General features: G+C 69.5%; 10 protein-coding genes and 1 tRNA gene. 3 read left to right on the top strand and 8 right to left on the bottom strand.

The features are described 5' to 3' along the window. The first annotated feature begins 220 nt into the window (after positions 1 to 220). Positions 221 to 544: a DUF6207 family protein gene (locus LPA54_RS17125; RefSeq protein WP_228978583.1), complete on the top strand. Its 324-nt coding sequence runs from the start codon at positions 221 to 223 to the stop codon at positions 542 to 544. Here the strand turns inward: LPA54_RS17125 and LPA54_RS17120 are convergent. Both LPA54_RS17120 and LPA54_RS17115 read right to left on the bottom strand, forming a co-directional pair. Then, entirely contained in the window at positions 510 to 1184 is a 675-nt protein-coding gene (locus tag LPA54_RS17120; protein WP_228978582.1) for a histone-like nucleoid-structuring protein Lsr2, read from the bottom strand. The genes LPA54_RS17125 and LPA54_RS17120 overlap by 35 nt on opposite strands. Beyond that, the gene (locus LPA54_RS17115; protein WP_228978581.1) at positions 1181 to 5932 is read right to left on the bottom strand and encodes an RHS repeat-associated core domain-containing protein; all 4752 of its coding nucleotides are present in this window, start codon (positions 5930 to 5932) and stop codon (positions 1181 to 1183) included. Before LPA54_RS17115 ends, LPA54_RS17120 begins: the two co-directional genes overlap by 4 nt. 3519 nt (positions 5933 to 9451) lie before the next feature. Between LPA54_RS17115 and LPA54_RS17110 the strand changes: the two genes are divergently transcribed. Continuing rightward, positions 9452 to 9622: a hypothetical protein gene (locus LPA54_RS17110; RefSeq protein ID WP_228978578.1), complete on the top strand. Its 171-nt coding sequence runs from the start codon at positions 9452 to 9454 to the stop codon at positions 9620 to 9622. A 747-nt stretch (positions 9623 to 10369) separates the two neighbouring features. Here the strand turns inward: LPA54_RS17110 and LPA54_RS17105 are convergent. After that, positions 10370 to 10446 (bottom strand) — tRNA-Met (locus tag LPA54_RS17105). Between the two features lie 159 nt (positions 10447 to 10605). On the opposite strand from LPA54_RS17105, the gene LPA54_RS17100 reads away from it, so the two are divergent. Continuing rightward, positions 10606 to 11376, top strand: a complete 771-nt coding sequence (locus LPA54_RS17100; RefSeq protein WP_228978576.1) for an AbiV family abortive infection protein — start codon at positions 10606 to 10608, stop codon at positions 11374 to 11376. 90 nt (positions 11377 to 11466) lie between these two features. Here the strand turns inward: LPA54_RS17100 and LPA54_RS17095 are convergent, their stop codons facing one another. From LPA54_RS17095 to LPA54_RS17075, 5 genes are all read right to left on the bottom strand, one after another. Then, positions 11467 to 11784, bottom strand: a complete 318-nt coding sequence (locus LPA54_RS17095; protein WP_228978575.1) for a hypothetical protein — start codon at positions 11782 to 11784, stop codon at positions 11467 to 11469. Positions 11785 to 11954: 170 nt separating this feature from the next. After that, positions 11955 to 12476, bottom strand: coding sequence for a hypothetical protein (locus tag LPA54_RS17090; protein ID WP_228978572.1), 522 nt, complete (start codon positions 12474 to 12476; stop codon positions 11955 to 11957). Between the two features lie 946 nt (positions 12477 to 13422). After that, complete coding sequence (locus LPA54_RS17085; RefSeq protein WP_228978566.1) at positions 13423 to 13824, bottom strand: DUF6009 family protein; 402 nt, start codon at positions 13822 to 13824, stop codon at positions 13423 to 13425. After that, the gene (locus tag LPA54_RS17080) at positions 13821 to 15353 is read right to left on the bottom strand and encodes a phage/plasmid primase, P4 family (RefSeq protein WP_228978565.1); all 1533 of its coding nucleotides are present in this window, start codon (positions 15351 to 15353) and stop codon (positions 13821 to 13823) included. The genes LPA54_RS17085 and LPA54_RS17080 overlap by 4 nt, the downstream gene beginning before the upstream one ends. Beyond that, a complete protein-coding gene (locus tag LPA54_RS17075; RefSeq protein ID WP_228978626.1) occupies positions 15350 to 16381 on the bottom strand; it encodes a bifunctional DNA primase/polymerase in 1032 nt (343 codons plus the stop codon). Before LPA54_RS17075 ends, LPA54_RS17080 begins: the two co-directional genes overlap by 4 nt. Positions 16382 to 16807 lie beyond the last annotated feature (426 nt).

Genomic DNA, 16807 nt, shown 5'->3' with positions numbered 1-16807 from the left:
AGGTGCGGCTGGTCGGCTTCCTGCCCGTGTGCGTGCCCGCGGCCGGCAGCCGGCTTCGGATGGCCGTGTTCGCCGAGTGCGCCGTCCAAGGGGCAGGCCAGTGCCCTGCGCGTGAGCAAGCCGGTCGTGCCCGCGACGTGAGCCCCACCCGGTCACCCGGCCGGGTGACCGGTGCGCCTGACCGCAACCGCAGTCCCGCGCCGGTGCGTTGGTGTCCGGTATGAGGAGCATCGTGGACGCCCACGTGGCGCGCCCCGGGCTGGCAGTGGTGGAGGTCGCCGCCGGCGACGATGCGACCGCGTACGCGGTGCAGGCGCTGCTCGTAGAACGGTGCGCTGCTCTCCGCCTGGCGACCGCACCGCCCGGGAGCCGGGCGAGCCCGGCGCGCGGCTGCACTTCTTCTTGGCCCTGCGGGATGGCGGGTTCACGGACGCGTGACGCACTGCGTCGTTCAGCTCTGGTCCTTCTTCCTTCGCCTGCCGATACGTTCGGCACCAATACGCCGACAGTTACCGACCATGAGCCTGCTTCCAGGCTTCGATGATCGGGCCGGGGATTCGACCTCGTTCAGGCAGGTTGTGCCCATGATCTCGTGCCCACCTGCGGACGGCGGCCGTGTCGATGGCGGCCGGTTGCCGAGGTGCTGTCTCGGCCATGCCGATTCGTTGCGGGGAGGGCGAGAAAGACACGCCCTGGTGCAGAAGGTCCCGAGGGAACATGGGTACATCGGTGCGGCCGGTCAGGACGGCGATGAGGAATTCTGTGAGTGTTCCGTCGAAGGTGTACCAACGTGATCCGCGTGCTTCGTTGACGACGATACGCCAAGTGTCGGGCGCTTCCTGGGGGTCGGTGATCCAGAAGAGGTGTTCGCCGTTGTCGGTTACGCCGATAGCGAAGAGACGTTGTGGATTGTGAGGGATTGCGGCCCCTTGGTCGAGGGCCTGTTGCAGTTGGTTGCGGATGGTCGTGGGCATCGGGCCGGTGATGTCGACCCACCGTGTCGCGCCGAGGGGGTGGTAGATGCGGATATATTCACAGAAAGCGCCGGGACCGTAGATGGCGGCAAAGTCCATGTAATCCCTGGGCAGGCGCATGTCGAGGTTGTTCTCCACCGCGTCCCAGTCTACTGCGGGGGCTTCGGCCGGAGGCGGGCAAAGGAGGGTGAGCTCGTTGAGGCTGGTCATGGAAGTAGTCCTCGCCGGTGTCGCTGTTGCTGTGCGTGCGCGGGGTTGTCGAGAATTTTCTCGACCAGCATATTTCCGTGCTGGTCCGAGGCTTCCAGCTGGATGGTCTTCGGTACGGAGTCGGCTAGGTCATCACTGTATTCGAGATAGACGTTGTAAGTGACGATCTTGTTTTTGTCCTTGACCGCGTCATGGATGCTTTGTTCCCAGTCACGCATCTCGGGGGTATTGGTCGGGTTCTGGGTTATGGTGAAAAGGTTGTCTAGGGTGTCGCCGGACCCTCCAAGCATGCGAGCAAGCATGTGGCCGCGGGCTTGGTTGTAGTCACCGCCGAGGAAGCCCGGTGGCTTGAGCGTGTTTCTGGCTTCAGTGCCCTCCCCTAACATGTCCCTGGTGATGATCGCGTTCATTTCGTAGGGGCGTCCGTGCTCGTCCTGGGTGAATTTGACGCGTCCACCCCATGTGGGGTCCTGCTCGCAGCCTGCAAGGCCGAGCGGGTCGGCATGGGTGAGGGGGTTCGCAACGTAGGCGTAGTGGTTAAGAGCGGGCGCCAGTCCGAGCGGATCCGGGCTGAGGTACCGGCCGAGGTCGGGATCGTAGTAGCGGTTGAGGTTGTAGTGGAAGCCTGTTTCGGGGTCGAAGTACTGTCCCGGATAGCGCAAGGGGGTGTAGGCTATGCTGCCGCGTTTCCACTGCGTCGCGCCCCAGACGGTGCTGCGGGCCTGCCAGGCGACCTCGCCGTCGGGAGATATCAGCTCGCTGGGGCTGCCGGCAAGGTCCGTGACGATCGCGAAGAAGCGCCGGTCTATCTCCTTATGAGCGCCGGTCTTAGCTTCTCTCTGGCACAGTGGTCGCATCCCGGCGTAGTCCCACACGAGCGTGGTCTGGCCGTTGTACTGCTCGGCGAGCTGGGCGCCATCCCAGCAGTAGATGGTGGTGTCCTCAGGTTCCCCGTGCTTGTTCAGGCGCAGTTTGGCGAGGCGGCGGCCGAGGGCATCGTAGAGGTAGCGCCACGTGGCCCCTCCAGGGGCTTCGACGAGCGTGAGACGGTCTTCGGCGTCCCATTCGAATTGCCAGTCCAGTTGCTTGCCGGACAGGGTGGTGGTGCGCCGGCGGGTGACGCGGCCTTGGGTGTCGTAGGTGTAGTGCGTACGACCGGCGGAGCTGACGCGGGTCCCTTCGTGGGTTCGCGCACCGGTGGAGTGCTGTCCGGGGGCCTGTGACGGGAGGCTTGTGTGGGTCTGGTCTCCGAGCGTGTTGTATGCATAGGTCTCATTCCATCCGCGTGCCTGGACCGCTGTGATGCGGCTGGCGGAGTTCAAAGTGAAGGTGCGCGGACCGGTGATGATGTCGTCAATGCGTATTGGGGCGCCATCAGCCTGGTAGGTGAACGCCCGAGTCACGAGGTCGGTGTCGGGTGCGCTGACGTTCTGACGGGTGAGGCGGCCGACGGAGTCCCATGTGTGGGTGAGGGTCAGGTGTCCGTCGATTGTCCGGGCGGTCTCCCGGCCGAGGGCATCGTGTTGGAAGTCAAACGAGTGGTCGCCTGCGGTGTAGGCGGACAGTCTGTCCAAGCTGTACTCAAGGATGCTGGTGGCGCCAGACGGCGTGCGGCGACCAATGCGTCGGCCGAGGATGTCGTAGGAGAAGGTGAGGGTGCGCCCGTTGACCGTCTCCGTGATCACGCGTCCGGCCGCGTCGCGTTCCAGCCGGATGTTGGCGTGGCGGTTGGTGATCTCTGAGACGTGTCCGGCCGCGTCGTGGGTGAAGGTGGAAACCGAGCCGTCGTCGTGACGCAAGTGGGTGACCCGCCCCAGGACGTCGCGTTCGAGTGTGAGGGACTGGCCGGCGGCGTTAGTGCGGCGTGTGAGCCGGCCGAGCGCATCGTGTTCATAGGTGAGAGTGCGCCCGTCGAAGTCCGTCTCGGCAGTGAGCCGACCGGCGGCGTCGTAGGTGTAGTGCCACTCCATGCCTTGCATGTTGGTGACTTTGACCAGGCGCAGTTCGGTGTCGTGAGTGAAGCGGTATTCGCCGTCTGCAGTGCTGGTTGAGGTCACTTGGTCGAAGTGGCCGGATTTGCTCGTGTGGGTGCGCTCCATGCGGTCGGTACGACTGACCAGATTGCCCTCCCCGTCCCAGGCCCATTCCTCGCGGCTGCCATCGGGAAGCTCCCGCCAGGCTGGCTTGCCTTCCACGGTCCATGCCTGACGCAGGATGCCGCCGGCCGGGTCGGTAATGGCAGTGACGCGGCCGAAGGCGTCCCGCTCGCAGGCGAGGGTCGCTCCGTCAGCCGCGGTGATCGTCTTCGGGAGGCCGGCTTGGGTGGTGGTGATCCGCGTGGTGTGACCCAGGGCGTCGCGTACGGCGATCAGGTGCCCGAGGTGGTTGTACTCGTACTCTGTGCGCGCGCCCGAAGGGTCGGTGGAGGAGGCGAGGTTGCCGCGGTCATCGTATGTGTAGCACAACCGCACGCCACCGCGCTCGGTGACCTCTATCGGCTGATGCCAGGTGTTGTATGCAGCGGTGGTGCGCACCCCGTCGGGGGCTATCACGCCGACGACGTTGCCGTTGGCATCGCGCTCGATACGAGTGGTGTACCCCAGGGCGTCGGTCTGTGCGAGGAGTCGGTCGTGGGCATCGAATTCGTAATGGGTGGTGTGGCCCAGAGGGTCAGTTTCGGCGACGACCTGCATGGTGGGGTTGACGGTGAAGGCTGTTGTGGCGCCGGTGGAGTCCGTGAACCGCGTTACCCGGTGGCCGTCCGCCGCCGGGCTTTCGTACGCGAACGTGGACGACAGGAATCCCTCCGGCCCGACGGTGCGACTGACCCGGCCATCCGCGTCGTAGACATACTGATAGGTGGAGGTGTTGCGGTCCGTCCACGAGGTGATTCGGCCTTCGGTGTCGTAGGTAAAGCGCAGCGGCAGCCCGGAGGAGTTGGTCACGGCCTCCAAGTGGCCTCTTGCGCTGTAGCCGAAGGTGACGGCCTGCACGGGACCGTTTGGGGTCTGGAGCGCGATACCGGTGACACGCCGCAGGTCTGCATCGCAGTTCACCGTCACCCGGTAGCCGCCATCGTGGATCAGCGCGGTGGGCAGGCCGTCCTCATCGCGGGCGATCTGCAAGCCATTGCCGTTTCGGTCCTGGATCTCCCTCAGCCAGTAGAGGCGGTCACCGTGGTATGGGCTGCCGGTGAAAAACCGCCTCAGGCCGGACCGTGGCTCGCTGACGGCGTAGGTGACGTCACCTAGCACACTGCGCTCGACAAAGGTGAGGGGCAGCCGCTCCCCCTCGACGGGCCACACCTTTTCACCTTCCGTCGCGGGCAACGTCGGGTAGAGAAGCACTGAGCCGTCCTCGCGGGCCCATGCTGCTCCCGGTCCGCATGGTTCTAGGCGCTCATCGAGCGTGGACGCCCAGCTCACACCGAAGCAGTATCCGTATCGGTAGCTGGAGATATGGGTGCGGCGCAGCACCAATGGCAACGCCCCGGCAAGAGCCAGATCGGTGTGAGAGAGCACCATGTCACCGCTGGCCACGTCCACCGGGTCGGTCTTGCAGCGACGCTTGCGCAGAGAGATCGCCAGCTCGCGGGGCCGGTCCAGAGCGTCCCGCAATGTGGGCCGGGTACGGCCCCGGTCCTGGCCAGGACGACGGCCGCGATCCGCGTCACTGCTGCGGCCTCCGGCGCCGCCTTCTTCCGTCTTGCCGCCTCCGGCGGTGATCTTCTTAATGCGGTCGCGGACGTCGAGATCGGTGTTCTTGTGCATCCTCGAACTGCGGGTCAGCGCGTTGGGGAGTGTCTTGCCGATGTGTCGGCCGATGTCGTTCAGCGCCTTGGTGAGCTTCTGCATCACGCCGTCGATCGTCTTGTCCAACACAGCCGTCAGCGAGTCCCTGCCCTTGGCACGACCGTGATGGCCCTTGGCCTTGCCGAGCTTCGAGCCGGTTTTGTCTCGCATAGAGACCTGCACGCCGTTGAGGTGCAGCCCGGCACGTTCGTGCGCGGTGTGGTCGATCTTCGGTCCGCCGCCCGCGCCGGCCCCGGCGCTGCCCGCGGATGCGAGTTGCATACCGTCCTTCGCCGCCTGGGCGGTCTGCCCCGCGTCGTACCCGCCCTGGACACCGGTGACGTTCAGCGCCGTCTGGATCGCAAGATCAGCAGCCACGTTCTCCAACGCAGCGACCGCCGGTTCAGTCAGCGTTGCCACAATCTCGGCGACCGCCGCCTCCGCCATCTCCTTGAGGATCTTCTTGAACGCGATCCGTGTCGCGGCGATCTTCGCCCCGCCGATCAGCGTCGACAAGCCTCCTGTCACCGGCGCCAAGGCCAAGGTGATCCCAACGGTGGCGGCCAGGTCCGTAAGCTCCCCGACCGCAGCAATTTTCCGCGCGACGATGATGTCCGCGACGCGATCCAGCGCCCCCGCGATAGTGCGAGCCGCCTTACCCAGATCCTTGTGCTTGCCCTGCACCTTCTTCCAGTGCTGGTCCAACGCCGCCAGCGACTCGCTGCGCCCCGTCGACAGCAGCGCCTGGACATGCCCGTGCGCCGTCCCGGCATCACTGTCCGCGTCGTCCGCGAACTCCCGCAACGCGTCGGCCATGTCCCGGTACGCGTCCTCGTCGATGTTGGGCCACCCCACACCGACGACGTCGAGCATCGTGTCGACGCCCTCAGGAATCGTGTAACCCACGACGCAACAACCCCCCGGCACAGCAACGAGCAAAACAAGATCAACCAGCATGCCATGGGGCATCGGCGGTGACTGAGGCGGTTCCCAGTCACGTTGGCCAAGCACCCAGGTCGGTGATCGCCGGCCTGCCCTTAGCGCCAAGGGCAGACACCGTCATGTCCCAGCGGGCGGTGTTCATCGGGCGTGCGGCCGGTATACCACTCGTCGAATTCGCGGCCGCGTACCCGCCAGGCTCGAGCGTATGACCGCCGCACAGACGTCAGGAAGCGGCGGCGGGCGGCACTCGGCGGGCCGGGACGGTGCAAATACCAGGAAGCGGCACAGCGACCGGACAGCGGCACGGCGGCCGGGCGGGGTGGCCGCAGCGGCAAGCACCGGCAGGAAGAGGCCGCCGAAAGGCCAAACGGCGGCCGCGACGCTGACTTGGGACGGACAGCGGCGGCGGCAGGACGGGCGCGGCGGGAAGCGGCCCGGCTGCACACTCGGTCTGCGGCAAGGCGCACGGGGGCCGAGAGGCACCAGCCAGCAGCCACGGGCGCGCAGCTCGGCAGAGCACCGGCGGCAAGCACAATGGACACGCGGCACAGACCGGAGAGCGGCGGCAACACCGCGGCGAGGGCCTCTGGACGCAGGGCTCGTGGCAGCAGCACTGCGGGGGCCAGCCACAGCAGAGACGGGGGGAGCCCGTACGGCGAGACCCCGACACGCGGCCAGGGAACGGCGACCATCCGGCAGCGCGCAACGGTCCGGCGGGACAGCGGGGCACGGCAGCCCGGCGGCACGGCGGTAGAAACCACCACACCGGCCCGCGACACAGCGCGGCGCGACGGCGCACCCGGCACGGGACCGAAATCAGCGCGGTGGCGGCTGGCGCGAGCGGCGCGGGGTCGGGGCTCGGCGGCCCCAGCAGCGGAGATGGAACGCTACGGCCTCCCGGCGGTGGCAGCGCGGCAGGACCCTCCGGAGGGACGGCGGCGCGGCACGGCTGGGGGATCGGCAACTCGGCTAAGGGACGGCGGACAGCGGCAAGACAGCGGGGTCCGGCGCCGCCGGGGAGCACAGGCGGCGGACGGGCGACTCCCGGCCGGGAAGTGTCCTTGGCACAAGCGGGACGGCGGCGGCCGGAACGGCGGGCCCCACGAGAGCGGTGCGCGGCCGACAACGGGACCGCAAGCCCGGAGGCAGCTGTGGGAGGGCGGGAAGCGGGCTGGAGTCGGGCGCGGCCCCACGAGCGGCGGCGGGAGACCGGACGACGGCACAGCGGCAGTTCAACGGCCAGTGGCGGCACCCTACGGTGCGGCTACGGCGTTGCGACGGGTCCCCGTGGGTGGCAGGACGACTGCGGCACGACGGAGGTCGGCCCCCGAGGCCGCGCGACGGGAGCCGCACAGCCCCACCAGCACAGCGGCGGCAAAGCGAGGGAGCGGCGGGCACGGGGCACCGACCTTGAGACGCCGCCCGGCGGCCGTCCGCCGCGGCACGGCCAGGTTCGGCGGCGCATTGCCGGAGCTCGGCCCGCCGCGGCTGGCCGGTGCCGGGAAACCAGCGGCCACCTGGCGGCGGAACGCCGAGGGTGAGACATCAGAACCCCGGTGCAGCGCGGCCGGAAGCACGGCGGCGACACGGCGGCAGCCGAGACTGGGGAGCGACGACGGCACGGCGGACGGCAGCAACCGGGGCGCGGACGGCGGCACCGCCACCGCGCAGTGGCCGGCACCTGCCCAACACGAGGACAGGACGGCGCGCGGTACAACGAGGAGCAGCGGCGGGCGGCGCGGGGCGGCGGGACGGCTCTAGGACGGGGAGCGGCACAGCGACCCGGCAACGGCCCGGCGGGCAAACGCGGCGGCGAAGCACCCGCAGCAGGAAGCCGCCCGGAAGCCGGACTGCGGCCGGACCGCGGCAGCAGGATGGCGGCAGCAGGACGAACACGGTGGTGAAGCGGCCCAGCAGTGCGCCCGGCCAGCGCAGGGGCGGACGAGCCGCAAGGCAGGAGCCGCGGTGGCCACGGAGGCGGCCCGGCGGCAGGACAGCGACAAGCCGTTGGACACGGCAGGCTGACGGCGGCACAGCGGACACACGGCGCCCGACCGGGGAGCGGGGCGGCACGCTCGGAGGCAGGCCAGGCAGCGGGCCCCGCCAGGGCCGACTTCACAGCGGCGCCGACAACGGACGACGCCGGAAGCCGCCCGGCGAGACAGCCGCAGCAGCACGTCCGAGACCCAGGGCGGCGGCACTGCGGCGACGGGGGGCGTCCGGGCCCGGGGCTCGCGACGGGAGACCGCACAGTGAAACAGCGGCGCGCGGCTGGGAGCGGCAACATTGGACAGCCAGGGGCCCGCCGCCGATGGAGAAGGGCGGTGGGGTGGGGCCACCCGGCTGCACCCGGCACGGCCCGAACTGCGGTCGGCCGGCGGTGCGCAGGCGGCAAGGGAACGGCCGTCCGGAGGCGATGTCGGGACGGCGCCTCCCACGGCGTGGCGGGCGGGACGGCGGCGCCTGGGCGGCGGCGGCCGACGGCCGTGCCAGCACTCAAGCACTGCGGTGACACGGCGGCGGCTCGGCGAACGGCGGGCGCACCGCGGCGCAGCGACAGGCGATGGGACCCCGGACCAACGGCAGCAGCACCGAAGATAGTGGTGCGGCAGGGCGACGACGCGGGGCGGGCAGCGGCACGGTCGAGCGCAGCAGCCGCGCGGCGGGAACCGAGGCGACAGAACAAGGGCCGCGGACGGACGTGAGGGTGTGCCGGCAGCCACGACGGCGGCGGCAGGTGGGCGCGCGGCCCGGCCCGGCGAGTTGTGGCCGGGAACCGGGCGGCGGCATCTGAGGTGGCGGACGCCTGTGCGGAAGACCGGTCGAGAACCGGACCGGCAGGCCGACGGCGGTGCGGCGGCACATCGGCGCGGCGCCGGTAGACAAGGGGATGGCGGGGGCAGGAGCGGCGGCGGGGCGTCCAGGGGGACAAAAAGCAGGACCGGGTGAACGGCGGCAGGAGTAGAGCGTCGACGCGACGCGCCGAAGGCCGCGGGTCAGGTAAGGCGGCGCGCGTGTATCGGGAGCCGACCCGAAGCCGGTGCGGCGGAACCCGTGCGTGCGGCCGTGAACGGCACCGGAACAGCGGACCGCGGCGGCCTGGCGCACAGGCGACGGACCAGCGGCGCGTGGCTGAGGGAAGCGGTGGAGGGACTTCGGCGACACGACGGCAGCACAGCAGCCCCGTAGGGAGGCCTGGAAGCGGACTTCGTCGGGCCCGGCCTGCAACGCTGGCGAAGCTGCAAAGATCGACAACTCAGCAGCACACGCGGCCGCGGCACGGCGGCGCGGGGTACCGACAGCGAGGAACCGCGGCCAGACCCCAAGGCCGCACTGCGGCACCACGGCGACAGGCGGCAGCACGAGCAGCGGACGGGCGGCGGCACGTCCGGCGGGTCGTGGGCCCTGGTGGCCGGGGCGAGACCTGCCCCAGCCCTCACCATGGGGGCACCCACACCACGACAAGCGGCTTGTCCGGGAAGATGAGCCCCGGGCTCCTGGGGCCGGGCCCTATCACGGAGGATGTGTACCGCCATGCGTAGAGTCCAAGCGATCGCAGAGGTTGCGGGCGGGCTCGCCTTGCTCGGCCTCTATGTGTTCGACGTCGTCACCGAGGTCCCCTACGTGGTGTTCCTCCTCTTCACCGGCACCGCGCTAGTCATGACCGGGGTCAAGCACGCCACGGCCGGAGAACCAGGTCGGTGACGGTCAGCCTGCCCTCAGCGCCAAGGGCTCGCGCCGCCGTCCGCACCAGCGACGCACGCGCGGGCGGGGAGCGGCGGCCACCTAGCGGCATCGGCAACCCGGTGGCGAGACGGAAGGCCGAACGGCGTGCGACGGCGGCACGCGGTCCCGGGGAACGTTCGGCGCGCGGCCGGGGCCCGGACAGCGGACGGCGACGTTACCTGCTGACGTGCAACCCGGCGACGCGACCGGCCCTCGGGGGGCGGCCGGGCGGCAGCGCGCGGCCCGGGCAGAGGTCGCCATACGGAACGACGCCTGGTCGGCGCTGCGGCAGAGCTGGGTGCAGCAGCGCAGGAGGGCGCCCCAGGAAGCGGCGGCTGCCCGGCGGCGGGATGTCCGCGCGCGGCCGAGGCGGGCCGCGAGGATGTCCGGGCGGCCTGGGCGGCCGACAATTCCGGCGGCCGGCGGAAGGGGCAGTCCGGGCGTGCGACTTGACGGCGGGGCGCGGGCGGCAGCCCGACGACGCGCGGGACGGTGCAGCGGCCCACGGCCCGGGAATCGGCCGCGAAACGGCGGTGGCCACGCCGGGGGCGGGGGGCGATGGCGGCAATCAGGCCGGCCAAACCCGCAGACGCCGTACAGGCGCCGCCCCACGGCTGGAGAGCGCCTCCGCAGGAAGACAGGGAAGTGAGCCCAAATCAGGTCCGGCCCTACAACGGCAGCAACGCAACAGCCCCCTCGACCTAGTGGTCGAGGGGGCTGTTGCGTTGGTAGCGGGGACAGGATTTGAACCTGCGACCTCTGGGTTATGAGCCCAGCGAGCTACCGAGCTGCTCCACCCCGCGTCGGCAGCACCACCCTATCATCATTGACCCCGTCTCCCGACCGTCTTCCCCTTGGGGGGATGTGTCCAGGCGTGACTCGCCAAGGCGCCGCCGGCCGCAGGGTGCGGGAGAGCGCCAAAACCCATGCGGGCCGACACCCGCCCCTGGGAAAGTGATCAGATGGCGATGACGAAGCTTCCTGAAGGCGACGACGAGACGGACCGCCTCCTCGTGCAGCTGGCGACCGAGGCGGTCAAGAACGCCCGCAGCCTTCAGGCAAGCGCCCGCGCGGTACGCGACGGCCGGCAGTGGCCCATGGCCTTCTCCGTCGCAGCGCTCGCACTGGAAGAGCTCGGCAAGTCCAGCCTCTGCGTGAGCATGCTGGGCATGCCCGACGCCATGCGGGCAGAGATGCGCCCGAAGTTCCCGAGGTTCTTCAACAGCCACGAGGCAAAGGCGGCTTGTGCTCATGCCCTTCTGGCGATGGTGGCCGGCCCCGTCCCCGAAAGCGTGGATCGGCTGATGGAGGAAGCCATCATGGCCGCGGCGAGCACCAACGCCGTGAAGTTCCGCGGTCTGTACGTGGACTACACCGCCATCGGAGACATCCTCACGCCCCAGGACGTCACCGCGGAGCAGGCACAGCAGATGATCGACATCGTGGAAGCCGCCTTGGAGCAGGCGGTCGCCGTCGAGGAGTCGATGGAGCGGCCAGACGTCTATCTCGGCCTGGTGCGACGGATGCGCGCCAGCGAGGGGTATCTGCGGGCCTTCAACGGCTGGGAGGAGGATGCAGACCACCTCTTGACCCAGACGCGAGCACTCGCACAGGACGAGGTCTCCCTGGACGATGCGTTCGACGGTACGCCGATGGGCGAGGTGATCAGCGGCCTTGTCGAAGCGCAAGTCCAGGAGCACGCGGGGCGGCCTGCTGCGCCACGGGAAGCGTGAGGACCCGGACGTCTGCCCTGCCGTAGGCCCGGGTGGCCTCAGGAACCCCCAGCTGCCGACCGTACAGGGGGTGAACGGTGGGCGCGCGGCTCAGACGACAGGCGGCGGGGAAGCGGGCGGCTGGGCCGCGTTCATACCTCGTCGAGTGGCGACCGACACGGCCTCCATGTCCGCCGCATCGCTGCGGCGGAGCACGAAGATCTTCACCAGCGCGAGCAGGCTCGGCCCGCAGAGCAGCACCGACAACCACCAGAAGTCCCTCGCCGCGTACACCCCGGCGCCGAGCATCCCGAGCGCGACGACCGTGCCCGCCACGAGGCCGGCCATGTAGCGCCTGTGAGCCGCGGCCTCACGCTGGGCTCGGGCCGCCTGCTCGGCAGTCGTCCGCTGCATCTCCAGCCGGAACATGCGTTCTTTGTGTTCTCGGCGCAGCTGCGGTTCGAGTGCCTTCAGAGCAATGTCTAGTTGCTGGGGGTCAAGTACCGCACCCCACTGCGCTGCGATGCTCATACCGGCGGACACGACAGGGTCACTGCCGGGGGTCTGAGGCGTGGGGAGGGCCCCCCTGTCCTCCGTGGTCACTGCTGAGCCCCTCCGCCACCGTTGCCAGCGGACGTGTAGTCGAGTTCGGTCGGCTCGGGCGGAGGCCCGAGACGAAGGAAGAGCATGGCCAGAGCGTGATCGATGGAACTTCCGGAGGTAGCCGCCACTGCCGCGCGGTCTTCTGCCGACGCCTGCGCTGCATCCTGCGCCGCCAGGAACAGCGGTAGGTGCACGCGCGTGAACGTTCCGGGGTCGTCAGGCAGATGCCGCGACGCGTACGCCACCTCGCTGGCAGCCTTCAGCTCCTTGGCCACAGCGAGACGACCGTCCGCCCGCGCGAGCTTGCTGAGACGCTGCAACTCGCCGACCCAGACAAGCCGCGCCGCGTACACCTTGTCCACGGACTGGCTGGCTGGGTCGACACCGGCCGGACTGACGAAGACGGACCGCTCATTCACGGATTTCGGCTGGGCGGTTCCTTCCGACCTTCCGATCCGCTTTCCCAGCCAGGAGCCAGTGAACTTGAGGGCTGCAGTCAGTGCCTCGAACATGCCCATTGACATCGCCCCCTCAGCACCCGACGAGTGCCCCACCGACGCTAGCGAAGGGATCACACGGCCACAACGAGAACGGCAATATTGCCATCGCCCTGACCCACGCGCCCTGCCCGACCCGTGAGCGCGCCGCGGCTGGCCCGGCACAGTGGCCCGATAAAGCTGCCTCGTGTCCGCTGCGAGACGTGCGACCGGACCATCACCGCCGAGCCGGTCACCGGACGTCTCAACAGGGGCCCGCCTATGGCGGCACCACCCCCGCCTTGGGGCACCGCGAGCTCTGGCGCCCCGCTCGCCTCCTGCGGCGGTTCCCTGGAGATCGTCGACCTGCCGTACGGGCGGCGGAGGGGTCAGGAGCGGAGTCCGTCTCGGCGCAGCAGACGCAGCCAGCCGCCTCCGCAGGCCCCTCTGCGCAGGCGGACGCCAGTACGGGTGGAAATGGGCGGCATATGCGAAAGGGCCGCACCTCGGTGGGGGTACCGCCCTTCGGCGGTCGTGAGAAGGGCGTCAGCGGGACAGCGCGGCGCCGGCGGTCGCGACGGACTCTTAACGGCGGAAATATCATGTTGCCGGGCGGTGGTCAGCGCGGGACAGGGACCATCTCACCCAGGCCGTGGGCGGCGCAGGTGGCGGCGTTCGGGGCGCCAGCGGCGGCTATGAGGAACAGCATGTCCCGCCCGGGCGCCGCGTCTCACCCTCGTCTCTCCTCGGTCTGTCCCCGGCCTGTCTCACCGGTTCTTCCGCTGCGGTAGAAGGCCCGTAGCGAGGCAACCAAGACAGGGAACAACGCCTGAGTCGCTCGGTCGCTGACCCGCCCCAGAGAGAGCGAGCTGCGCGTTTTTACTGGTCAGATGCTATGTCGACCCTGCGGCGGCTGACCGCCTCAGCCACATCAGCGACTGAAGCGACTGTGTTTCAGCCATGCCTCAAGAAGGAGCTTGAGGTGCTGTTATAGCGGAAGAGTTATCCCCAGCTCTTGCATGGCGAGGGAGGGTGGTCCGCCTTCGGAGCGCTCGGTCTTGCGTCCCTTGCTGCCCGCTGTCAGGGTCCGGGGGTCGACCGCTTCTGCGGGCGCGCCGGTGGCGTAGAGGCCTTGGGGTTCGGTGTCGCGGTCGTGTGGCAGGAGCCAGAAGACGCGGCGGCGGAAGGTGCCGGAGGCGCGTGATGCGCGGGCCTTGGGGCCGAGGATGGCGTAGCCGACCATGCGTCCGTCGCGGTGGTAGGCGGGTTTGGCGCTGCGGGTGGGCAGGCGGTCCAGGCTTTGGCGGACGTAGTCGAGCCGGTGGACGTCCTCGAGCCAGACGAGCTCGGTCTCGTGCTTGAGCTCGTCGTCGCTGATCAGGGCACTCATGCCATCTCCTCGTCGGCGAGCAGTCCGATCCCAGGGTAATACTTCCGCGAATTCGACAAGATCATCTCTTTGGGGGAGGAGAGACCCACCAGTTCGCGGGCGCGGGCGGCGAAGGCGCGGCTGGTGACGGGCGGCACGCCTTCGCTCTGGCACCAGGCCTTGTAGGCGGCGTAGAGGCGGGACTGCTCGGCGCGGTGTTCCGGTTCGAGGGCGCATGCTTCGTCGAAGAAGCGGCCGGTGTGGTCTTCGGTCTCGGCGTAGGCGGTGGTGGCGACGCGGACCTTGTCGGGGCCGGTGAGATCCTTGGCGCCGCCGAGGTAGCGGCGGGCGCCGTCGATGAGCCAGTTGAGGATGCCGGGGCCTTCCTCGGCGACGAGGATGTCGGCGAGGTTGTCGATCTTGCGGTCGTCGGAGACGGTGCGTTCGAAGGGGATAAGGCGCATGCGGCGCCAGAAGGCGAAGCCGCCGGTGCCGACTTCGGGTCGGTGGTTGCCCAGGAGCCAGAGCTTGTGGGTCGGGGCGAAGCTGAAGAAGTCCTGGCGCATGCGGCGGGCCTTGATGCGGTCGCCGCCGGTGAGGAGTTTGACGCGGGCCTCGTCGAACTTGTCGCCGGGCTTGACCTCGGAGCAGACGATGACGCGGCGGCCGTGGAGTTCGGCGAGGTCGGTGGGGTGGCCTTCGTAGGGGCGGGCCATGAGGAAGCCGGGTGGGGCGGCGTCGGCGTAGTCACCGAGGAGCTTCATCAGGACGTCAAGGAGGACGGACTTGCCGTTCTTGCCGGCGCCGAAGAGGAAGGGCATGACCTGGCCGCCGACGTCACCGGTGATGGAGTAGCCGAGGAGCAGCTGGAGGAAGCTGATCATCTCGGTGCCGTCGGGGTCGTCGCCGAAGGTGTCGGTCAGAAACCGGTTCCACCGGGGGGTGGGCTGGGGAGCCGGTGCGGTGGTGGTGGAGCGGGAGTGGAAGTCCTTATTCGGGTCGGGGGTGCGGATGAGGCCGGTGTGCAGGTCGACGATGCCGGCGGGGGTGCACAAGGCGTAGGGGTCGGCGTCGAGGAGGGCTGCGTTGAGAACCATTCCGGGAGCGGATTTGGCCTGGGTGAGCATGGCGTTGATGCCGGAGGTGCTCAGGGCCCGGCGGCGGTGTTTCCGCAGTGCGTCGGTGGTGTGGATGCCGCGGGGGTCGTTGGCGGCGATGTTCTCGCCCAGGTCGCCGGCAGCCCACAGGACGGTGTCGTCCTCGTCCATCTGCCAGCGGGTGGTGTCCCACCGGTACCAGCCCAGGCCGGGGACGTGGCGGAAGTCGTTGGCGTAGAGGCGGACGAAGAGCTTGGCGTTGCCGCGGTCGGTGAGGGTGTCGGGGAGCAGTCCCTCGGCGGTGGCCGGCCCGGCGGGGCCTGCGGAAGTGGTGGGCTGGGGGTTGTGGCTCTGGGCGGGTACGGGTGGCCTGCTGGCAAGGATTTGGGCTGCGACGGAGTGGGCGTCGAAGTCGAAGAGGAAGTTGTCGCTGCCGCCGGTGGGGGTGGTCACGGGCGGCTCCTGGGGTGCAGGGGGCGGCGGGTGCCCGCGGCCAGGCCGCTGCGGATGATCTGCTGGGAGCGGCGTTCCTGGCCGGGACGGGCGATGAGGGCGGCTTCGGCGAGGATGCGCTCCGCGTCCTGCTGGGTGAGTTGTCCGGCGGCGACGAGGCCTCCGGCGGTGTAGGCGGCCCGGTTGAGTTTCTCGGTGAAGCCGGCGTTCTCGGGGGCCGTGGCGCAGGCGGTGACGTCGGCCAGCACGGTGGTGAGGGCCTTGGTGACGTGGTCGCGGCCGCCGCCGGCAGCGATGACGGCCTGCCGAGCGCGTGGCGGGACGGGGCGCGGTGCTGGGATGTGCGCGGCAGGCAGGTGGTGGGTGCGTTCCAGCTCCAGCGCGAGCCAGGCGGGGAGAGGCGCGGGGAGTCGGGCGGCGCCCAGGGGGGTGTAGGTGCCGGTCTTGGTGGTGGTGCCGGGGGCGATGATGTAGCCGCCGTGGGCGCGTACGTCGACCTGCCAGGCGAGGGCCCGGGTGGGGCTAGTGCCGGTGGAGCACTGCCAGGGGCGGGAATCGGTGGTCCGGTACCAGATGTGCAGCCCACCGGAGGGGGTGCGTACCCGCAGGGTCGTGGTGTCGTCCGCGGGGTTGGGCGCGCCTCTGAGGGCGGCGAGGACGGCGAGGCTGTGGAAGCCGGTCGTCATGGCGGAGACGTCCACGTCGTCGGCGATTGCGATGCCCGGGAGGAGCCGGTTGCGCGACGGCGGGGTGGTGGGGTGGGCGTCGATGTCGATGACGACCAGGTTGGCGGGTCCGCAGGCGACCCCGACGCCGAAGGCCGGGTTGGCGCCCCACCACTGGTGGATGCGCGTCATGTCGAGGGTGGCGGCGTGGAACCCGTGGCACCAGCGACCAGCGGCGCGGCAGCCGCAGTCGGCGCGATCGTGCTGAGGGTCCCGGCATAGGGGGCAGTTCGCCGCCGGGGTCTTCCGTCCGGGGGCCAGGGGGTGGACGGGCCAGCCGTTGCTGGCGCACCAGCGGGCGATGGCGAGCGACTCAGCGACTGGACGGGAGGTAGCGGAGTCTCCTGAGTCGCTGCGGGAAAACCGCAGCTCAGCAGGCATATGACTCCCCCATCAGCGACTGAAGCGACTCAACGACGGACACAGACTAGCGAAAACATGGCAGGAGCCCCGCATCTCTCCTGACCTGGCGCCCGAACGTGTCGGTAGCGACCGGGATCAGCGACCGAACCGCAAGCGCAGCTACCGAAGGCACCTTCGGTAGCTGTTGAGTCACTCACGCATCACCGCAGGTCCAGACTGGTACGGAAGATCAATCAGCGACTGAAGCGACTGAACTTCCCTATATATAACGCACACGCGCACACGCATTACAGCTCATATACCCGGACCTTGAGTCGCTTCAGTCGCTTCCCTCAGGCTCTAAGGGCTCTGACCTGCGCCTTTAGC

The sequence above is a fragment of the Streptomyces sp. DH12 genome (genome assembly GCF_020873895.1).
Classification (GTDB): domain Bacteria; phylum Actinomycetota; class Actinomycetes; order Streptomycetales; family Streptomycetaceae; genus Streptomyces.
This window is presented reverse-complemented; position numbering and strand designations above follow the sequence as displayed.